Source organism: Sphingomonas flavida (genome assembly GCF_036663655.1).
Lineage (GTDB): Bacteria > Pseudomonadota > Alphaproteobacteria > Sphingomonadales > Sphingomonadaceae > Sphingomonas.
The window spans coordinates 14701-32777 of sequence record NZ_JAXOJH010000005.1; the positions used below are offsets into that span (position 1 = coordinate 14701).

20 protein-coding genes are annotated in these 18077 nt (G+C 66.4%); 4 read left to right on the forward strand and 16 right to left on the reverse strand.

Features of this window, described 5'->3' with window-relative positions; genetic code table 11:
- Positions 1–122: 122 nt before the first annotated feature.
- The 7 genes from U1703_RS07245 to U1703_RS07275 form a co-directional block, all read right to left on the reverse strand.
- Positions 123–536 (reverse strand): DUF3035 domain-containing protein, encoded by a 414-nt coding sequence (locus U1703_RS07245; RefSeq protein WP_332785151.1) that lies wholly within the window; start codon positions 534–536, stop codon positions 123–125.
- Complete coding sequence (gene lspA / locus U1703_RS07250) at positions 529–1035, reverse strand: signal peptidase II (RefSeq protein WP_320451578.1); 507 nt, start codon at positions 1033–1035, stop codon at positions 529–531. The genes U1703_RS07245 and lspA overlap by 8 nt, the downstream gene beginning before the upstream one ends.
- Positions 1028–3859, reverse strand: a complete 2832-nt coding sequence (ileS, locus tag U1703_RS07255) for an isoleucine--tRNA ligase (protein ID WP_332785152.1) — start codon at positions 3857–3859, stop codon at positions 1028–1030. The genes lspA and ileS overlap by 8 nt, the downstream gene beginning before the upstream one ends.
- A 35-nt stretch (positions 3860–3894) precedes the next feature.
- A complete protein-coding gene (locus U1703_RS07260) occupies positions 3895–4845 on the reverse strand; it encodes a bifunctional riboflavin kinase/FAD synthetase (protein ID WP_332785153.1) in 951 nt (316 codons plus the stop codon).
- A gap of 32 nt (positions 4846–4877) precedes the next feature.
- On the reverse strand, positions 4878–5906 hold the full coding sequence (locus U1703_RS07265; RefSeq protein WP_320451575.1) for a GGDEF domain-containing protein: 1029 nt from the start codon (positions 5904–5906) through the stop codon (positions 4878–4880).
- A gap of 148 nt (positions 5907–6054) precedes the next feature.
- Entirely contained in the window at positions 6055–6531 is a 477-nt protein-coding gene (locus U1703_RS07270) for a dihydrofolate reductase (protein WP_332785154.1), read from the reverse strand.
- The gene (locus tag U1703_RS07275; protein ID WP_332785155.1) at positions 6528–7322 is read right to left on the reverse strand and encodes a thymidylate synthase; all 795 of its coding nucleotides are present in this window, start codon (positions 7320–7322) and stop codon (positions 6528–6530) included. Before U1703_RS07275 ends, U1703_RS07270 begins: the two co-directional genes overlap by 4 nt.
- Before the next feature lie 100 nt (positions 7323–7422).
- On the opposite strand from U1703_RS07275, the gene U1703_RS07280 reads away from it, so the two are divergent.
- Positions 7423–7815: a JAB domain-containing protein gene (locus tag U1703_RS07280; RefSeq protein WP_332785156.1), complete on the forward strand. Its 393-nt coding sequence runs from the start codon at positions 7423–7425 to the stop codon at positions 7813–7815.
- Between the two features lie 58 nt (positions 7816–7873).
- Here U1703_RS07280 and U1703_RS07285 read toward each other — a convergent pair whose 3' ends face one another.
- The 7 genes from U1703_RS07285 to U1703_RS07315 form a co-directional block, all read right to left on the reverse strand.
- Entirely contained in the window at positions 7874–8626 is a 753-nt protein-coding gene (locus U1703_RS07285; protein WP_332785157.1) for a TorF family putative porin, read from the reverse strand.
- A 25-nt stretch (positions 8627–8651) separates the two neighbouring features.
- A complete protein-coding gene (locus U1703_RS07290; RefSeq protein WP_332785158.1) occupies positions 8652–9098 on the reverse strand; it encodes a hypothetical protein in 447 nt (148 codons plus the stop codon).
- A gap of 163 nt (positions 9099–9261) precedes the next feature.
- Positions 9262–10011, reverse strand: coding sequence for a class I SAM-dependent methyltransferase (locus tag U1703_RS07295; RefSeq protein WP_332785159.1), 750 nt, complete (start codon positions 10009–10011; stop codon positions 9262–9264).
- A gap of 1 nt (position 10012) precedes the next feature.
- A complete protein-coding gene (gene prfB / locus U1703_RS07300; RefSeq protein ID WP_320451568.1) occupies positions 10013–11140 on the reverse strand; it encodes a peptide chain release factor 2 in 1128 nt (375 codons plus the stop codon).
- 66 nt (positions 11141–11206) lie between these two features.
- Complete coding sequence (locus tag U1703_RS07305; RefSeq protein WP_332785160.1) at positions 11207–13702, reverse strand: penicillin-binding protein 1A; 2496 nt, start codon at positions 13700–13702, stop codon at positions 11207–11209.
- A 55-nt stretch (positions 13703–13757) separates the two neighbouring features.
- Positions 13758–14711, reverse strand: a complete 954-nt coding sequence (trhO, locus tag U1703_RS07310; RefSeq protein ID WP_332785161.1) for an oxygen-dependent tRNA uridine(34) hydroxylase TrhO — start codon at positions 14709–14711, stop codon at positions 13758–13760.
- A 301-nt stretch (positions 14712–15012) separates the two neighbouring features.
- Complete coding sequence (locus U1703_RS07315; RefSeq protein ID WP_332785162.1) at positions 15013–15471, reverse strand: RES family NAD+ phosphorylase; 459 nt, start codon at positions 15469–15471, stop codon at positions 15013–15015.
- Between the two features lie 197 nt (positions 15472–15668).
- Here U1703_RS07315 and U1703_RS07320 point away from each other — a divergent pair, with 197 nt between their 5' ends.
- Together U1703_RS07320 and U1703_RS07325 are read left to right on the forward strand one after the other, a co-directional pair.
- On the forward strand, positions 15669–16064 hold the full coding sequence (locus U1703_RS07320; protein ID WP_332785163.1) for a PadR family transcriptional regulator: 396 nt from the start codon (positions 15669–15671) through the stop codon (positions 16062–16064).
- Positions 16061–16645 carry a hypothetical protein gene (locus tag U1703_RS07325; protein ID WP_332785164.1) on the forward strand — a complete coding sequence of 195 codons (585 nt, stop codon included), beginning with the start codon at positions 16061–16063 and terminating at the stop codon, positions 16643–16645. The genes U1703_RS07320 and U1703_RS07325 overlap by 4 nt, the downstream gene beginning before the upstream one ends.
- Positions 16646–16688: 43 nt before the next feature.
- Here U1703_RS07325 and U1703_RS07330 read toward each other — a convergent pair whose 3' ends face one another.
- On the reverse strand, positions 16689–16823 hold the full coding sequence (locus U1703_RS07330; RefSeq protein ID WP_332785165.1) for a hypothetical protein: 135 nt from the start codon (positions 16821–16823) through the stop codon (positions 16689–16691).
- Between the two features lies 1 nt (position 16824).
- On the opposite strand from U1703_RS07330, the gene U1703_RS07335 reads away from it, so the two are divergent.
- The gene (locus U1703_RS07335) at positions 16825–17541 is read left to right on the forward strand and encodes a CPBP family intramembrane glutamic endopeptidase (RefSeq protein ID WP_332785166.1); all 717 of its coding nucleotides are present in this window, start codon (positions 16825–16827) and stop codon (positions 17539–17541) included.
- Here the strand turns inward: U1703_RS07335 and U1703_RS07340 are convergent.
- Entirely contained in the window at positions 17526–17981 is a 456-nt protein-coding gene (locus tag U1703_RS07340) for an RES family NAD+ phosphorylase (RefSeq protein ID WP_332785167.1), read from the reverse strand. The two genes, U1703_RS07335 and U1703_RS07340, sit on opposite strands and share 16 nt — an antisense overlap.
- Between the last annotated feature and the right edge of the window lie 96 nt (positions 17982–18077).

The window sequence follows — 18077 nt, forward strand, 5'->3', positions numbered from 1 at the left end:
AGGTGGATCACACTCCAGCGAGGTGTCCTTCCGTCAGCCTTCCTTGCACAGGACGTCCCCAAAGAAAAAGGGCCGGTCGGGCGATCCGCCCCCGGCCCTTTTCCCAAATCGTCGTAAGACGCTTACTTGGTCGCGGCGCGTGCGTCCTGGCCGTCGCCCTCGGGAGCGGCGACGATGTCGCGGGTGGTCGCACCCTTGTCGACGACGTTCGTGGCGGGATCGCCGACCGAGGAGCGGATGCCCGCATCGGCGGTGTCCGCCCCGGCATTCTGGACCAGGCTATATTCCGACTGGCTGCGCGCCGCCTGACCGCCGAACAGCGCGTCGAGCGTCTGCTGCTGACCGCCGCGCGTCTGCACCGGGGCCGCACCCGGCTGGGGCGGGACGAGCGCGAAGTCGGGCGGGATGATGAGCGAGGGCTGCCGCGCGACGGCGAACTCGTCGGGACGATCGCGATCGAGACCGCGCCCGGCCCCACATCCCGTCAGCAACGCGGCGCAGGACAGACCTGCGATGACGGGCACCAACTTACGCATTGCTCTTCTCCACGGGAGCGGGCCGGTCGCGCACGAGAAGCGCGCGCGCCAGCAGAACCAGAACGCCTATCGTAATCGCTGCATCAGCGACATTGAAGACCAAAAAGGGACGCCACTCGCCGAAGTGCAGATCGGCGAAGTCGACGACATAGCCGAAACGCACCCGGTCGAGAATATTGCCCAGCGCCCCGCCCAGCACACAGCCCAGCGCGACCTGGTCGACCGGGTTGCGCTCGCGCGTCATCCAGAAGGCCACCGCCAGCGCGATCGCCCCGGTCATCGCGACCAGCGCCCAGCGCGAGGCGTTGCTGTCGGCGGTGAGCAGACCCAGCGAAATGCCGTAATTGGGCACGAAGCGCAGGTTGAAGATCGGCAGGATCTCTCGCACGTCACCCAGCGCGCGCAGGCCCATCGGCCCGGTGATCGCCCATTTGATGATCTGGTCGACCAGGAACAGCGCCAGCGCCGTCGCCAGGCCCCGCCGGGGCAGATTACCCATGAGCGACCACCTCGGCACAGCGCCCGCACAGCTCACCATCCGCCGCGACATCGGGCAGGTGACGCCAGCAGCGGCCGCATTTGTGCTTGGTCGTCCGGGTCACCGAGACCGTGTCGGCCATGCTCACATCGGCGACGATGAACGCCTCGGCCAGCGCGTGCGGCTCGAGCGGCAGCGACGGCACCGTCACCTCGGCCTCGTTGGACGAGCGCACGGTCTTTTCGCGGCGCAGCGGCTCGATCGCCTCGGTCACCTGCGCGCGCAAGGAGCGGATCTCGGTCCAGCGCGCCATCAGTGCCTCGTCCTCGCCCAGCTGCGGCAGTTCCGGCCATTCGAGCAGATGGACCGAGCCATCCTCCGACTGGAAGCGCGACTGCCACACTTCCTCGGCAGTGAAGCACAGGATCGGCGCGGCATAGCGGACCAGCGCGTGGAACAGGATGTCGAGCACGGTGCGATAGCTGCGACGCTTCGGATCGGTCGCGGCGTCGCAGTACAGCGAGTCCTTGCGGATATCGAAGAAGAAGGCCGACAGGTCCTCGTTCGCGAAATCGGTCAGCGCGCGGAGATAACGGTTGAACTCATAGGCGTCGGCCGCACGGCGCAGCTCGGTATCAAGCGCGGTCAGACGCGCAAGGACATAACGCTCCAGCTCGGGCATCGCGTCGAACGAGATGCGCTCCTCCTCGCCGAACCCGTCGAGCGCGCCGAGCATGTAGCGGAAGGTGTTGCGCAGCTTGCGATAGCTGTCCGAGGCGGTGGCGAGCACCTCCTTGCCGATGCGGACATCCTCGAAATAATCGGTCGAGGCGGTCCAGATGCGCAGGATGTCTGCGCCCGACTCGCCGATGATCTTCAGCGGATCGACGACATTGCCCAGCGACTTGGACATTTTCCGTCCCTGCCCGTCGAGCGCGAAGCCGTGGGTCAGCACCGCGTCATACGGTGCCCGGCCGCGCGTGCCGCAGGATTCGAGCAGCGACGACTGGAACCAGCCGCGATGCTGGTCCGAACCCTCCAGATACAGGTTCGCACGCGTGCCCTCGCCATAGCGTGCCTCGATCACGAAGGCGTGGGTCGAGCCGGAGTCGAACCAGACGTCAAGGATGTCGTTGACCGGCTCATAATCGGCGATGTCATAGTCGGGGCCGAGCAGCGCCTGGTGATCGGCGGTGAACCACGCATCCGCCCCGCCTGCGCGGAAGGCGTCAAGGATGCGGGCGTTGACCGCCTTGTCGGTCAGATACTCGCCGGTCTGGCGGTTCACATACAGCGCGATCGGCACACCCCAGGCGCGCTGGCGGCTGATGACCCAGTCGGGACGTCCCTCGACCATCGCGCGGATGCGGTTGCGGCTGCGCTCGGGCACCCAGCGGGTCCGCTCGATCGCATCGAGCGCGGTTTCGCGCAGCGTCGCGCCATTGCCCAGCGGCAGGGTCAACAGCGGCGTCACACCCGAGATCGGGTCGACACTCGCCATTGCCATCTCCGGCACCAACGTCGCATCGGCGCGGTCCATCGGGATGAACCATTGCGGCGTGGCGCGGAAGATGACCTTGGCCTTGGAGCGCCAGCTATGCGGATAGCTGTGCTGGAAATCGTCCGAGGCGGACAGCAGCGCACCGGCCTCGCGCAGGTCCGAGCAGATCGGGCCGTCGGCGGCGACGAACTTCTTGTTGATAACGCTGCCCTGGCCGCCCAGCCATGCCCAGTCGGGACGATAGGTGCCGTCACCCTGCACCGCGAAGACCGGGTCGATGCCGTTGGCCTTGCACAGCAGGAAGTCGTCCTCGCCATGATCGGGAGCCATGTGGACCAGACCCGTACCCGCCTCGGTCGTTACGAAATCGCCCGCCAGGAACGGACGGGGCTTGGCGAAGAAGCCGCCCAGCGCGTGCATCGGGTGCTTCGCGGTCGCCCCCTCCAGCACCGGGCCCTTCACCAGCGCAAGGAAGGTCTTCATCGCAATGCCGGTGCGCTTGGTGAAGGCGGGCAGCAGCGGCTCGGCGACGAGGTAGCGGCGGCCGTCGCACTCGAAATGCAGATAATCGATCGCCTCGCCATAGCTCAGCGCCTGGTTGACCGGAATCGTCCAGGGGGTCGTCGTCCAGATGACCGCCAGCGCGCCGACCAGATCGGGATATTCGGGACAGGATATGATCTCGAACCCGACATCGATCTGGGTCGAGACGATATCCTCATATTCGACCTCGGCCTCGGCCAGCGCGGTCTTTTCGACCGGCGACCACATGACCGGCTTGGCACCGCGATAAAGCTGGCCCGACTCGGCGAACTTCAGCAGTTCGCCCGCGATCACCGCCTCGGCGTCATAGGTCATGGTCAGATAGGGGTTGGCCCAGTCGCCCATGATGCCCAGCCGCTCGAACTGCGCCTTTTGCGTGCCGACCCAGGTGTCGGCATAGGCACGGCACTCGGCGCGGAACTGCGCGACGGGCACCTCGTCCTTGTTCAGCTTCTTGGCGCGATACGCCTCCTCGACCTTCCACTCGATCGGCAGGCCGTGACAGTCCCAGCCCGGGACATAGGGCGCGTCCTTGCCCAGCAAGGTCTGCGAACGGACGATGATGTCCTTCAGCACCTTGTTGAGGGCATGGCCCATGTGGATGTCGCCATTCGCATAGGGCGGGCCGTCGTGCAGGATGAACCGCTCACGCCCCTCGCGCTCGCGGCGCAGGCGGTCGTACAGCCCCATCCGGGCCCAGCGATCCAGGATCGCCGGTTCCTTGGCGGCAAGCCCCGCCTTCATGGGGAAATCGGTCTTCGGCAGGAAGACGGTGTCGCGGTAATCGGGCGCGTCGCTCATAGGGGACAGGCCCTTAGCGACTTTAGGTTAACACGTCATGCCGGATTATGCGCCGCCGGTATCCGGGCGAGTATGTCCCGCGCACGTGCGCAGTCGGCGTCCATCTGCGCGATCAAGGCATCGAGCGAGTCGAACTTCGCCTCGGGCCGCAGATAGGCGATCAGCTCGACCGACAGGCGTTGTCCGTACAGGTCGCCGCCGAAGTCGAAGAAATGCGGCTCCAGCAATTCCTTGGGCGGGTCGAACTGGGGCCGGATGCCCAGATTGGCGGCACCGTCGAGCACCCGCCCATTGTCCAGGGTCCCACGCACCGCATAGATGCCATAGGCGGGGCGCAGATATTGGCGCATGTCCAGATTGGCGGTCGGATATCCGATGGTGCGGCCCAGCTTGTCGCCATGCTGCACCACCCCTTCGATCGCGAACGGCCGGGTCAGCAGCCGCGCCGCCGTCTCGGGGTCGCCCGTGGTCAGCGCGGTGCGAATCCGGCTGGACGAGATCGTCTCGCCGTCCAGCATGACGGGCGCGACCGCATCGGTCGAAAAGCCGTGTGCCCGCCCCCAGGCGCGCAGCGCGTTCACGTCGCCGCTGCGCGCGCGGCCGAAGGTGAAGTCCTCGCCCGTGACCACGCCGCCGACCCGCAGGCTGCCCAACAGCCGCGCCTGCACGAAATCCTCCGCCGACAGGGCGGCCAGTTCGGCGTCGAAGCCGAACACCACCATCGCATCCACCCCAGCCGCGGCGAACAGCCGTTCGCGCTGGTCGAGCGTGGTCAGGCGGAAGGACGCGGCGTCGGGCCGGAAATAGCGGATGGGATGCGGATCGAAAGTGGCGACCAGCGCGGGCCGCCCTTCGGCACGCGCACGGGCGACGGCGGCACCGACCACCGCCTGATGCCCCAGATGGAAACCATCGAAATTGCCCAGCGCGACGATCCCGCCCGCCAGATGCGCCGGGATGGGCCCCGCGCCGTCAACACGCTGCATGGGCCGCGCTATAACAGGCCGCGCCGAATTGGCTAGGCGCGCGACAGCACGCGGTTGCCGATCCCCTCGACCGCCAGCTGGCGCAGCGACTCGGCCTTGTGAAAGGTTTCCTCCATCGGCACGCCGATGCCGACCGCGACACCGCCCGACATGGTCACCACGCCGATCGGCTCGCCCGATCCGCGCAGGCGCAACGTACGGGCCTGCATCGCGCCCCGCGCATCCTCGATCATGCCCGTCACCATCGACAGCGGCCGCCCGCGCATCACGATGACGAACAGATTGCCTTGCCAGCGGACGATCTCGGCCCCCTCACAGGTCTGGCGCAACGTGGCGACGAAGGCGCGCAGGACATTGTCGGCGACCGGGCGTCCGTAACGATCGTTGATGCCGTCCAGATCGTCCAGGCTGCACGCCGCGACGACATAGCCATGCGGATCGCTGGCCAGCGACTCCACCAGCGCGCGGGCACCGTGGCGGCTCGTCACCCCGGTCAGCTGGTCGACATCGTCATTCTGCGGCACCGCGTCGATGCGCGTGCGCAGCGCCGCGACATTGCCTGCCAGCTCTTCCAGATCGCGCTCGGTCTTGGAGATGCGCGCGATCAGCTGTTCCAGCAGCAGCGCCACCGCCCCCGCATCGGGGCCCAGATCGTTGCTGCCGCGATGGGCGTGGGACAGGGCCGCGACCTGGGTGGTAAAGCCGCTGGTGATCTGGCGCGCATCGAAGGTCAGCGATTCCAGCTGTTCGGCCTGGTCGCCCAGCTCGCGCGCCATCTGCGTCCGGTCGTGTCGCCGCTCGGTCGTCTCATGCTCGCGGACCAGCGGCACCAGGTCGCGGACGTCCTGCTCGGTCAGGCGGATGCCGCCATCGGTCCGCCGAGCCACTTCCAGCCCCAGCGGGCCATAAGGATGCAGCACCGCCTGGAGCGCCATCGCATAGCTGTTGGTGGTCCGCGCCAAGCGGTGGCTGTCGAGGAAGGTCAGCGCCTCTCGACTAGCGTCGAAAAGACCGGGAGGGTCGATGCTCGGCCGACTCTGCCCCTCGGATTCCCAATCCATGACCATTCTTGCCCGATCCGCTCGCCAGAGGAACAGGGTCTGATGCCGCTTTCCTCGTTTTGACGAACCTTACGGCCCTTCGACAGGCAAATGAAGATCAGATGAGGACAAAATTTTCAGAATATTGTTAATGCGTTTTAGCATCGCCTCAGAAGCGTTGGCGTAGCAACGTCACAAAGGAATAGGCCGGGCGACCATCCTGTGCGGGATGATGCTTGCGCGCAACTTCGCGCCAGCCGTGAAAAGGCGCGACGATCGTGTCGCCCTCGGGAGCCGCCTCGACCTCGGTCAGTTCGAGGCGATCGGCACGGTCGCGGAACATGTCGAAGATTTCCGCTCCCCCGATGACGAACACCTCGCCCTCCCCCGCCAGTGCCAGCGCCGCATCCCTGTCGTGGACGATTTCCGCACCTGCGGCCTGCCAATCGCGGTCGCGGGTCAGGACGATGTGCCGCCGCCCGGGCAACGGCGCGGGAAAGCTGTCGAAGGTCTTGCGGCCCATGATCATCGGCCGCCCCATGGTCAGCGCCTTGAACCGCTTCAGATCGGCGGGCAGGTGCCAGGGCAGGCCGCCGTCGCGGCCGATCACCCCGTTCGTCGCGCGGGCGAGGATCAGCACGATCATATCGCGACCGGCGCCTTGATATGGGGTTGCGCGACATAGTCGTGCAGCACGAAATCCTCCGGCTCGTAACCGTCGATCGCCGGCGGACGGCGCAGGATTTCCAGGCGCGGCAGCGCGCCCGGCTCGCGACCCAGTTGGGTCTGCGCCTGCTCCAGGTGGTTGAGGTAGAGGTGGCAGTCGCCGCCGGTCCAGATGAACTCGCCCACCTCCAGGTCGCATTGCTGCGCCAGCATGTGCGTCAGGAACGCATAGGAGGCGATGTTGAACGGCACGCCCAGGAAGATGTCGGCCGAGCGCTGATAAAGCTGCAACGACAGGCGGCCGTTCGCGACATGGGTCTGGAACAGGCAGTGGCACGGGGCCAGCGCCATGGCGTGCAGGTCGCCGGGGTTCCACGCCGACACGATCTGGCGGCGCGAGGCGGGCTGGGTGCGGATCTGCTCGACCAGCTCGGCGATCTGGTCGATATGGCGGCCGTCCGCGGTCGCCCAGTCGCGCCACTGCTTGCCATACACCGGGCCGAGATCGCCCTGCTCGTTAGCCCATTCGTCCCAGATGCTCACCCGGCGATCCTGCAGCCAGCGGACATTGGTGTCGCCGCGCAGGAACCACAACAGCTCGACGATGATCGAGCGCAGGTGGAGCTTCTTGGTGGTCAGGACCGGAAAGCCCTTGGCCAGATCGAATCGCATCTGATGGCCGAAGACCGACAGCGTGCCGGTGCCGGTCCGGTCCATCTGGCGGGCGCCCTGGGTCAGCACCCGGTCCATGAGGTCGAGATATTGCCGCATGGCCCGGCCCTAGCGCCGTGCGCCGTCCGCGCCAAGCAAATGGAACGGAAACGAACCTCGCCGGACGTGCATCGGTTCACGACGCACGGCAGGACTGGTCGTGTCCCGCTTACCCCATCCCACCCTGTCGGTTCAGACGCGTCAGGATGCGCTGAACCTGTTCGGCGGACTGGATCGCGGCGCGCAGGAGGCGATGGCAATCGCCTATCTGGGTTCGGAACGGATGCTGTTGGGCTTGCGCCACGTCGCGGGGCGCGGTGATTCGGTGACGGTCCCGGTCGCGCGGATCGCCCGCGACGCGATCCTGCTGGGGGCTGGCGCGGTGCTGATCGCGCACAACCACCCCGATGGCGATCCGCGCCCCAGCGCCGCCGACCTGGCGCTGACCCGGCGGCTGGCACAGGGCTTGGCGGCGCTGGACATGGTACTGCTAGACCATTTGATCCTGGCGGACGGCAAGGTCGTCAGCCTGCGGGAAATGGGGTTGGTGTGAAAAGCCCCTCCGCCAGCCAGGGGGGAGGGGCGTGCCCGGGGTGAGCGCCTGCGACGATTTAGAAGCTGAAGCGCACCCGGCCGACGATCCGATCGCCCGAATGGCGCGCATCCGCGAGCAGGAAGGACGATGCCGCCCGCTCCGACACGTCGGTCCCGACATAGTCGAGACCCAAGGTCACCGGTCCGGTCACATGCTCCACTCCCAGCCGCCAGTCGGCATAGTCGCCGCCGGGCCGCAGCCGCGCGGCGCGGCGCGGATCGTTGGTCTTGCCGGAGGAATGGCCAATGCCGGCCAGTACGGTCCAGGGCGTACCCGGTATGCCCGCCTGCGCCCCGGCATGGACATACAGATTGTCGCCGCCGATCGCGTCCTGGATCGGCGCATAGTCCGCCCCCGCGTCGAGCTGGACCGGCCCCAGCGTATAGGCCGCCGAGCCACCCAGCTCGACATAATCGGCGTCGAAACCCGCACCGCCGAACAAATGGCCGGTCACGCGTCCGCGCACCGTGACCAGCCCGATCGTCGTCGACGCGCCCGCGCTCAGGTCGCCCACCACATCCGCGCCGCCATGCCGGTCCGAGTCGCGAAGCGCCACGATCCGGCCGCTCGCCTCGAATACCCCTTGGCTGGCATAGATGTCGGCGGAGGGCGATACCCGCCCCCCGCTCCAGCTCAGCCCGCGGCGATTCTCGTCGCTGTTCAGTTCGACACCCAGAGCGGGCCGTTCCTGGGCCCGTGTGGGCGAAGCCGCCGCCAGCGCGACGGTGACGCCCGCAGCGGCACCCAGGGTCAGTTCACGAAACGTCATCTTGGAACATATCTTCCTTTAAGGGTCATCCCGCGCGCGTATCGGGATGGAGGCGATCCATCTCGGCGCGCAGAACACCATGATCTTCCTGCGCCACGGCCTGAAGGTGGTCGTGCACCGCGTCCTGACGCCGGGCGACGTCCTGCGCAATCGCGGTGCGGTTGGTGCTGCACCAGCCCGGACGACTGCCCTCGATCACGCCGTCCTGTCCCGCGCTGCGCATCAGCGTCGCACCGCTATGGCCCCGCGCCTCGCGGTGGACGGTGACATTGGCACTCCACAGGCAGCGCAGGGTCGAGGGGCGGCCGCCGGTCGTCACCGCGCCGACCTGTTTGTGGGTCACGCCGACATCGGCACTATAGCGGACCGCGACGGGCCCCGAATGGTGGTCGAGCTGGACCCGGTGTTCGAGCGCGCCGTCGGACGCCGTGGCCGCACCGAGCGCGAGCCCGGCAATCAAGAGCATGTGCATCATCATCTCCTTCATGACGTGCCCCGGCCTATGCTGGCCGGTGGCCTATCGGCACCCCAGGGGCCGATGATGATGCAATACATGACAAAGCTGTCATGTTCCAAATTTGTCGTGGCGACAGCGACAAATGATCACAGCCATTCCTTCCCTTGCAGGGAGGAATTTAGTTGTCCGGCGTCCGGCAGGGCCGGATCGCGGCGGGCTGCGGACGTGGGCCGGTGGCGCGGAAGGTGGCCAGATAGCCGCCCGCCGACGGCATGTTCTGGATCGAGACCTGGGTGAAGCCGACCGCCTCGAACTCGCATTTCAGCAGCGATGGCGGGGTGCCGTGCGCCTTGGTGCGGCGGTTCGCATCGACCACCACGACCAGCCCGTCGGACTTGAGCGCCGGGAACAGCCGCCAGAGGAACTCATAGGGCTGCTCGATCTCATGATACATATGGACCATGAGGACGCGGTCGAAGCTGTTCGGCGGCAGCTTGGGATCGGCGGGTTCGCCCAGCCGCACGCTGACATTGTCCAGCCGCTCGCGCGAGACGCGCTCGGCCAGCCGGTCGCGCCAGGCGGCGACGATATCCTCGGCCAGCACGCGCCCGTTCTTGCCGACGCGCTGCGCCAGGCGGACCGTGTAATAGCCCTCGCCCGCGCCGATGTCGGCGACGGTCATGCCTGGGCGGATATTGGCGCGGTTCATCACCTGATCCGCCTCGCGCAGGCGATCGCGCGCATCCTCGTTCGACCAGCGCGACGATACGACGTCGGCGACCGGGCGATCGGCCGCCGGGAAGGGACCGACCTTTTCCTCTTCATCCTTGTGCGGGATGAGCGGCTTCGATCCGTCGCACGCCGCCACCGCGCCGCCCAGCGCGATGACGAGTGCCGCCGCCAACAAGGTCCCCCCGGCCACGCGCATCTTAATCGACGTCCTCCACCGCGACCGCCTCGCCGGTCACGCGCTGCGACAGCGCGGCGGCCATGAAGTCGTCGAGATCGCCGTCGAGCACATCGCCCGGCGCGGTCGAGGTGACGCCGGTGCGCAGGTCCTTCACCAGCTGATAGGGCTGGAGGACGTAGGACCGGATCTGGTGACCCCAGCCGATATCGGTCTTGGTCGCGTTCTGCGCATTGGCAACGGCCTCGCGCTCGGCCAGTTCGCGCTCGTACAGGCGGGCGCGAAGCTGGTTGTACGCCTCGGCCTTGTTCTTGTGCTGCGAGCGCTGGTTCTGGCACTGCACCACGATGCCGGTCGGCAAGTGGGTGATGCGCACCGCCGAGTCGGTGGTGTTGATGTGCTGACCACCGGCACCCGATGCACGGTACGTGTCGATGCGCAGCTCGCTCTCGTTGATCTCGACCTCGATATTGTCGTCGATCACCGGATAGACCCACACGCTCGAGAAGCTGGTGTGGCGACGCGCGGCCGAATCGTAGGGGCTGATCCGCACCAGCCGGTGCACGCCCGATTCCACCTTGGCATAGCCATAGGCGTTCTCGCCCTTGACCAGCAGGGTCGCCGACTTGATCCCGGCCTGCTCGCCCGCATGATAGTCGATCAGCTCGACCTTCAGCCCTCGCCGCTCGGCCCAGCGCGTGTACATGCGCTGGAGCATACCGGCCCAGTCCTGGCTCTCGGTGCCGCCCGCGCCCGCGTTGATCTCGATATAGCTGTCATTGGCGTCGGCCTCGCCCGCCAGCAGCGCCTTGATCTTGTCGGCCTCCGCCTTCCTGGCCAAGTCGCCCAGGCTGGTGACGGCTTCCTTCTCCAGCTCCTCGTCGCCTTCCATCTCGGCCAGCTCGATCAGCTCGACCGTGCCCGACAGCTCGCTCTCGATCGCGCGGGTGGCGGTGATGGCCTCGTCCAGGCGGCGACGCTCGCGCATCACCTCCTGCGCCTGCTTGGGGTCGTTCCACAGGGCCTGGTCTTCGACGCGCGCGTTCAGCTCGTCCAGGCGGCGCAGCGCGCGGTCCCAGTCGAGGAAGCGGCGCAGCAGCTCCAGGGCGTCCTTGATCTTGTCGACATGAGCCTGCGCTTCAGCGCGCATGAAAATTCTCCGAATCGGTCGTACGGCCGCCCGAACGGGGACGGCAAAACGCATATGGGAAGCGGGCTAGTAGATTCCGCCTTCTCTTTGCAAGAAATCGCTGTCGCGCGGCGGTGCGGGCGTCGCCGGACCGGCGGGTGTCGCGGGCGTCTGGACCGGAGCGCCGCTGCGGCGGGCCCGGCGGCGCGGCTCGCTTTCGGGCTTGAACGCTTCCCAGATCACGGCGGGCTTGGGATCGTCGCCGGTCGGGAAGGTGCCATAGACCGGCCGTCCGCTCGCCCGGTCGATACGGACCATGCGGATCCCCGGCGCGGCGCGGAAGGGCAGCTTCTCCAACCCCTCATAGGCCTTTTCGGCGAACTGGCGGAAGATCGGCACCGCGACCGTGCCACCCTGCGCGTAACCACCCAGCGAGCGCGGCGTGTCATAGCCGATATAGAGGCCGCCGACGAATTGCGGCGTGCCACCGACGAACCAGACATCGGTGGGGCCGTTGTTGGTGCCGGTCTTGCCAAACATCGGGCGACCCAGGTCGCGCAAGGCGGTCGCGGTGCCGCGCTGGATCACGCCCTCGGTGATGTGGACCATCTGGTACGCGGTCATCGCGTCCATCACCTGGCGCTGGCGGCTGACCGGGCGCGGCATCGGCTTGCCGTCATAATCGGCCGCGTTGCACCGGTCGCACGCACGCCAGTTCTCGGGCCAGATCACCTTGCCGTGCCGGTCCTGCACGAAGTCGATCAGCGACGGATCACCACCGCGTCCGTTATTGGCCAGGATCGCATAGGCGTTGACCATCTGCGCCACCGTCGTCTCGCCCGCGCCCAGCGCATAGGACAGATAGGGCGGGAAATCGCCGATTCCGACCTGCTTGATCAGCGCGACGACGTTCTTCATGCCGATGGTGGAGGCCGTGCGCACCGTCATCAGGTTGCGCGACTGCTCGATGCCCCACCGCATGGTGTGCGGCCCGGCGCCCGCCGAATTGCCGAAGTTGCGGAAGCATTTGGTGCCCAGATTGGCACCCTGGTCGACGCAGAACGGCCCGTCGACGATGATCGAGGCGGGCGTCATGCCCTGGTCCAGCGCGGCGGAATAGACGATCGGCTTGATCGTCGAGCCCGGCTGGCGCTGCGCCTGGGTCGCGCGGTTGAAATCGCTCAGCCGCAGGTCGAAGCCGCCCTGCATCGCCAGCACGCGGCCCGTCGCGGGCTCCTCGACCACGAAGCCGCCCGAGATGCGCGGGATCGAGCGCAACTGGAACTGGGTACCAGCGGGCGACACGGCGATGATGTCGCCGACCTTCAGCGCGCCGAACGCGATCGCGCCCGTGCCCCGGCGCGGCATCTGCGCCAGACTGCGCGGCAAAGTGCCGGTGCGCCCATTGGCGAAGCCGATCGTCGCCTCGCCCGTATCCTTCGCGGTGACGATGCCCGCGCGCCAGTCGCGATAGTCGAGCCCGACATTGGTGTTGAGCAGCACCTGGTGCCAGTTCGAGTCGTCGATATCCTCGTGCCGGATCGGCCCGGACCAGCCGCGCCCGCCATCGAACCGGACCAGGCCATCACGCAGCGCCTCGGCCGCCAGGTCCTGCAGCCGGGTGTCGAGCGAGCTGCGCACCCACAGTCCGCCTTCATAGACGCTGTTGGGCCCGCTCTCGGCCTTTTCGCCGTAACGCTTGATCAGCTGGCGGCGCAGTTCCTCGACGAAGTAACCGCCGACCTGGGCATATTTGGGCGTGCGGCGCAGGACGGTGCCGAGCGGCTCGGCCATCGCCGCATCGAACTGCGCGCGGGTGATGAAGTTGTTGGCCAGCATCTCGCGCAGCACATAGGCCCGCCTGGCCAGCGCCCGGTCGGGATGGCGGACCGGATCGTAATTGGCCGGCCCCTTGGGCAGCAGCGCCAGATACGCCATCTGGCCCAGCGACAGTTCGTTCAGTTCCTTGTCGAAATAGGCATGGGCCGCCGCCTCGACGCCGAACGCGTTCCGGCCCAGCGCGATCTGGTTGAGGTACAGCTCCAGGATCTGCGGCTTGGTCAGCGTATCCTCGATCTTATAGGCGAGGATCGCCTCCTTGACCTTGCGCGTGGGGGAATAGGCGTCGCCGATCAGCAGGTTCTTGGCGACCTGCTGCGTAATGGTCGAGCCGCCGCGCGCGCGCCGTCCGGTGCCCCATTTCTGCGCATAGTCGACGACCGCGCCCGCCAGGCCCGGATAGTCGACGCCGCCATGCTCGAAAAAGGTCTTGTCCTCTGCGGCCAGGAACGCGCGGACGAGCAGCGGCGGATATTCGCTGTACGACAGCTCGACCCGCCGTTCGCGCGCATAGGACTGGATCGGCGTGCCGTCGATTCCCCGCACATGGGTCGGCAGCGGCGGCTCATAGGCCTTGAGCGCATCGACCGAGGGCAGGTCGCGGATGAAGACGAACCAGAACACGGCCGCGCCCACCGCCGCCAGCAGCGCGAGCACGGCGAGCAGCTTCACCCACCAGCGGCGCCAGAGCGGGCGGCGGGGGCGTTCGCCCGTATCGGATGGGGGGGAGGTTTCGACGGCCATGGCTTTGCGAGCGTTCGTGTAGCAGGTTCGCCCCCGCTTGCCACCCGCCTTGCCGTCACGCCGTGGGCGGTTCGTCGCGCGGGTCGACCTGACCGGGGTAGCGCGCCCCGACATGCGCCTGCCCCCGCGCCGCCGCCAGCGCCTCCTGCCGGTGCCGCTCGGCATAGGCGGCCAACCGCTCTTCGTCGCGCGTGCCGTGGCAGGCGGGGCAGCTCACCCCCTCGACATAGAGCGGCGAGGCGCGATCCTCGGGGCCGACCGGCATACGACAGCCATGGCACAGCGCGTGGCTTCCCTGCGCCAGGCCGTGCCCGACCGCGACGCGCGCATCGAAGACGAAGCATTCACCGTTCCACCGGCTCTGCGCCTCGGGCATCGTCTCGAGATATTTCAGGATGCCGCCGTCGAGGTGAAAGACGTCCTCGACGCCTTCGGCCTTGAGAAACGCGGTCGCCTTTTCGCAGCGTATGCCGCCTGTACAGAACATCGCCACCTTCGACTTGCCCGCCATCAGTTCGTCGCGATGTTCGCGGAACCAGTCGGGGAATTCGCGAAAGCTCCTCGTCCCCGGATCGACAGCGCCGTCGAACGTGCCGATCGCGACCTCGTAATCGTTGCGCGTGTCGATCAGCAGCGTGTCGGGATCCGCGATCAGCGCGTTCCATTCCTCGCCCGCGACATAGGTGCCGACTTCACGGGTCGGGTCGATGCCCTCGACGCCCATCGACACGATCTCGCGCTTCAGCCGCACCTTCATCCGGTGGAACGGCATCGTCTCGGCATGCGAGTCCTTGTAATCGAGATCGGCACAACCGGGCAGCGTGCGGATATGCGCCAGCAGCGCCTCGATCGCGTCATGGGTCCCCGCGACCGTGCCGTTGATCCCCTCCTTCGCCAGCAGCAACGTACCGCGAACGCCGTGTACCTCGGCCACGGCGAGCAGGGGGTCGCGCAGCGCGGCGGGGTCGGGAAAGGCGGCGAAACGGTAAAGGGCACAGACGCGGATCATCGACGGCCTTTACGCCGAATCGGATGGAGGGGGCCAGATATTCCGCCGAACCCACACCGATCCGAATTCACGACTTTATCACAGCAGATCGAATCTAGGGCGGATCGACATTCAGTCCCCCTATTAATTCCTCCCCTGCAAGGGGAGGGGGACCAGCGAAGCTGGTGGAGGGGTGTCGCCGGTGGCGAGTGATCCCCAAACTCTCCAACCGGGACACCCCTCCGTCAGGGCTGCGCCCTGCCACCTCCCCTTCCAGGGGAGGAATAAAATGAATGTCGATCCGGCCTAGGGAAACGCGGCGTCAGCCTGCGGTGTATCGCTCCAACATCGGCGGTCGATGCAAGCACTCCGAAAAGCTGAAAGGTCGGGTGGATAGCGGCGCCACGTTCGCCGCTTCAGGGTGCAAGGGGTTCATCAGGATTATGTCGGCTTCGGGTAAGACGGCGGACTGGACGGCAACTGCAAGCGACCGCCGCTGCGCTGCCCAAGCGTCGACGAAGGCAATCTTTGCTGCGCCGCTCAAGTCGTTGGGAACCCGCTCGACATCACAATCGATAGTCGTCCAACCCAAAACGAAATCGCCGTCGGAGAATGCCGGGCTGGCCTGGACATAGCGCAGTGCCACCAGGACCGCCAATCCCGGCTCACTGGCGAAGTTGACCAATGGGATGCCGGGCGACGAATACCGCCCACCCGATTTTGCCGCACCCGCCCCATCAAGGGCGACATATTCCGGTCGCGTGAGCCGCCATAGTTTCATTCGACCGCGTCTATCAGGCACGGCACGGTTGCCTCAACACACCAGCATTCCCGATCGGGAACGACCAGCGAGACGGCAAGAACCGTCTCGTTTGGGATGGTGATACGACAATCCGACAGGCTTCTCCAAACCTGCTCGGTGGCCGAAACCAGAAGCAATCTATGACAACCTGACGCCATTCACACCATTGCCTTGCATTGCAAGCCACCTTCCGCCAATATCCTTGCATGACAAGGCAATCAGACGATTCGCAGGAAGCGATCAGCAGATGGGAGGTCCAGCTCCGCAAAGGCGTGCTGGAGTTCGTCGTCCTGTTGTCGCTGAGTGACCGCGAGCAATATGGCTTCGAGCTGATCTCCGGGATCGCCAAGCGCGCCGCGATCGACCTGCCGGAAGGGACGCTCTATCCGCTGATGCTGCGCCTCGCGAAGGACGGGCTGATCTCGTCCCGTCTCGCTGATGGCGATGGCGGTGCGCCCCGTAAATACTACGCCCTGACAGCTCAGGGCCGGGACCTGCTGCGGGATATGATCCCGTCATGGTCGAAGCTCGCCGCCTCCGTCGATCGCCTGCTGCCAGGAGCGTCCGCATGATCCCCGCTTTTACCGATAGCGACGCGCGCCGTCGCTTTGACGCCTATTTCTCCGAAGTCGATCGCCTGCTCGCGCGGGCTGGTGCCGACGCAGCCGAATTGCGCGGCGATCTGGAAGCACATGTTGCCGACAGCATGGCTGCTGCACCGGGTGGCAGCGAGGGCGAACGGCTGGACGCGGCCTTGTCCCGTCTCGGTCGGCCGATCGACTATCTGCGACCGCTGCTCGCCGACGAGCTTATCGAACGGGGCACCCGAAGCTACAGCCCGGTGACGATCGCGCGTGGGCTTTCCCATGCCGTCTTGGCCGGATCGCGCCGAGCCGGAATCGGTCTCGCATTTGGCCTCGGCTATCTGCTGCTCGCCATCTTCACCGCCATGGCGTTGCTCAAGCCGCTTTGGGGTGAGCATGTCGGTGTGTTCCGCAATGCGGATGGCACGATCAGCGCCGGCATCGTCGCGCAGTCCGATGGCGCTCGCGAACTGCTCGGCTGGTGGTCGATCCCCATCGCGTTGCTGTTGGCAGCACTGCTCTACGTCGCCCTCACCAGGGGACTTCGGGCTCTCCGACAGCGACGCTGAAGCTTTGCCCCAAAACCTCGTATAGCAAGGGAATCATGATGACTTATAGGACGGCCGGTCGTACGCGACCGGGTGCGATGGCGTTCGTCTTGCTGACGGTGTCGTTGAGCTGGTCGATCTGGATCGCGACATGGCTGGCAATTGGAAAGCCAAGCGCGTTGCACGGTGCGGGAACCATGATGGCGGCGATCTATGCCGGATCGTTCGGGCCGGGTGTGGCGGCGGCGATTCTGTCTGCGATGTCGCGTCCCGGTTCTCTCAAGGAGTGGCTGGGCGGGTTCATCCGGTTTCGCTGCGGATGGCGGGCCTATGCCGCCGCGCTGCTGCCTTTCCCGCTGGCGCTGCTCATGCTGACGATCGCCCTTGGTTATGCCCCACGGCTTGAAGGACTGCATGGTCAGCCCCCCATCCTCCTCTATCTGACGGTGTTCCCGGTTTCGATCTTCAACGGCGTGGCGACTGCGATCATGGGGGCCGGCCCACTGGGAGAGGAAGGCGGGTGGCGCGGCTATCTGCTGCCTCGACTGCTGGAGCAGGGTGGCGAGGTCCGCGCATCGCTCGTCATCGGTATCGTCTGGGCGCTGTGGCACCTGCCGATCATGGCGATGTTCGCCGACTGGCGAAGCGGCGTTCCGTTCTTTGCCTATCTTCCGCTCTATACGCTCGGCGTCATCGGCCTGTCCTTCGTGATGTCGCGGGTCTGGCGGATCGGCGGCGGCAGCCTGATCCCCTGTATCTGGCTGCACGGGCTGGTGAACGCCGTAGGCGGCATCGCCTTTGACCGCAGCCTGTGGACGAGCCGCTGGTCACCGGAAGCCAGTACAGGCCACTTCGCCATCGCTGCGGCTCTTAGCGCCGCCTTCCTGTTCTGGGCCGCACGTCATCGCGCGACATAAGCGGATGCTTCTCCGAACGTGTTCAGGTATTCGGGCTTGAACACGACGACGTGCGAAAGATCGGGCCGGGATCGCGAGGAATAGAGCATCGCATCTGCCCCCAAATTCCGTGCCTCATCCGAAAGCAGCCAGGTGGGCGAATGCTCGCCGGTGCTTCGCAGGTCCTGCCAGACCATCGAGGCCGATGGCATATCTCGCGCATCGGCCACCCGTGTTGCCGTCAAACGCATCGGGATCAGCACGCGTTCGACACCATCCCCCAAGTAGCGTTGGATCGCAACGACGGCGCCTTCCGCACTGAGGGAAGCATAGGCGGCGACTTGTCCGGAATGATGAAAGCGTCCCTCCGGGGCAGATGCCGGAACCGCAGGTTGGGCGGCCAGCCCTTTCGGCAACAGGCGCCACACGGGGCCATCAAATGAGATGATCGGGAAAACCATGTGGGTGGAATAGCCCTATCTGTGCCGATGGAGCCAGTTCCCGCGAAGAAACGGCCGGAGCATTTCCATTGGGATGTTGAGGCAGGAAAGCTGCCG

Coding starts and splice junctions, on each gene's coding strand:
- prfB (WP_320451568.1), bottom strand. CDS start 11,140: ATGCGCGCTGAAGCGCAGGCTCATGTCGACAAGATCAAGGACGCCCTG.
- lspA (WP_320451578.1), bottom strand. CDS start 1,035: ATGGGTAATCTGCCCCGGCGGGGCCTGGCGACGGCGCTGGCGCTGTTC.
- U1703_RS07340 (WP_332785167.1), bottom strand. CDS start 17,981: ATGGTTTTCCCGATCATCTCATTTGATGGCCCCGTGTGGCGCCTGTTG.
- U1703_RS07335 (WP_332785166.1), top strand. CDS start 16,825: ATGGCGGCGATCTATGCCGGATCGTTCGGGCCGGGTGTGGCGGCGGCG.
- U1703_RS07325 (WP_332785164.1), top strand. CDS start 16,061: ATGATCCCCGCTTTTACCGATAGCGACGCGCGCCGTCGCTTTGACGCC.
- U1703_RS07275 (WP_332785155.1), bottom strand. CDS start 7,322: ATGCGGCAATATCTCGACCTCATGGACCGGGTGCTGACCCAGGGCGCC.
- U1703_RS07330 (WP_332785165.1), bottom strand. CDS start 16,823: ATGGTTCCCGCACCGTGCAACGCGCTTGGCTTTCCAATTGCCAGCCAT.
- U1703_RS07260 (WP_332785153.1), bottom strand. CDS start 4,845: ATGCAGCGTGTTGACGGCGCGGGGCCCATCCCGGCGCATCTGGCGGGC.
- U1703_RS07290 (WP_332785158.1), bottom strand. CDS start 9,098: ATGCACATGCTCTTGATTGCCGGGCTCGCGCTCGGTGCGGCCACGGCG.
- U1703_RS07270 (WP_332785154.1), bottom strand. CDS start 6,531: ATGATCGTGCTGATCCTCGCCCGCGCGACGAACGGGGTGATCGGCCGC.
- U1703_RS07265 (WP_320451575.1), bottom strand. CDS start 5,906: ATGGATTGGGAATCCGAGGGGCAGAGTCGGCCGAGCATCGACCCTCCC.
- U1703_RS07285 (WP_332785157.1), bottom strand. CDS start 8,626: ATGACGTTTCGTGAACTGACCCTGGGTGCCGCTGCGGGCGTCACCGTC.
- ileS (WP_332785152.1), bottom strand. CDS start 3,859: ATGAGCGACGCGCCCGATTACCGCGACACCGTCTTCCTGCCGAAGACC.
- U1703_RS07295 (WP_332785159.1), bottom strand. CDS start 10,011: ATGCGCGTGGCCGGGGGGACCTTGTTGGCGGCGGCACTCGTCATCGCG.
- U1703_RS07245 (WP_332785151.1), bottom strand. CDS start 536: ATGCGTAAGTTGGTGCCCGTCATCGCAGGTCTGTCCTGCGCCGCGTTG.
- U1703_RS07305 (WP_332785160.1), bottom strand. CDS start 13,702: ATGGCCGTCGAAACCTCCCCCCCATCCGATACGGGCGAACGCCCCCGC.
- U1703_RS07315 (WP_332785162.1), bottom strand. CDS start 15,471: ATGAAACTATGGCGGCTCACGCGACCGGAATATGTCGCCCTTGATGGG.
- trhO (WP_332785161.1), bottom strand. CDS start 14,711: ATGATCCGCGTCTGTGCCCTTTACCGTTTCGCCGCCTTTCCCGACCCC.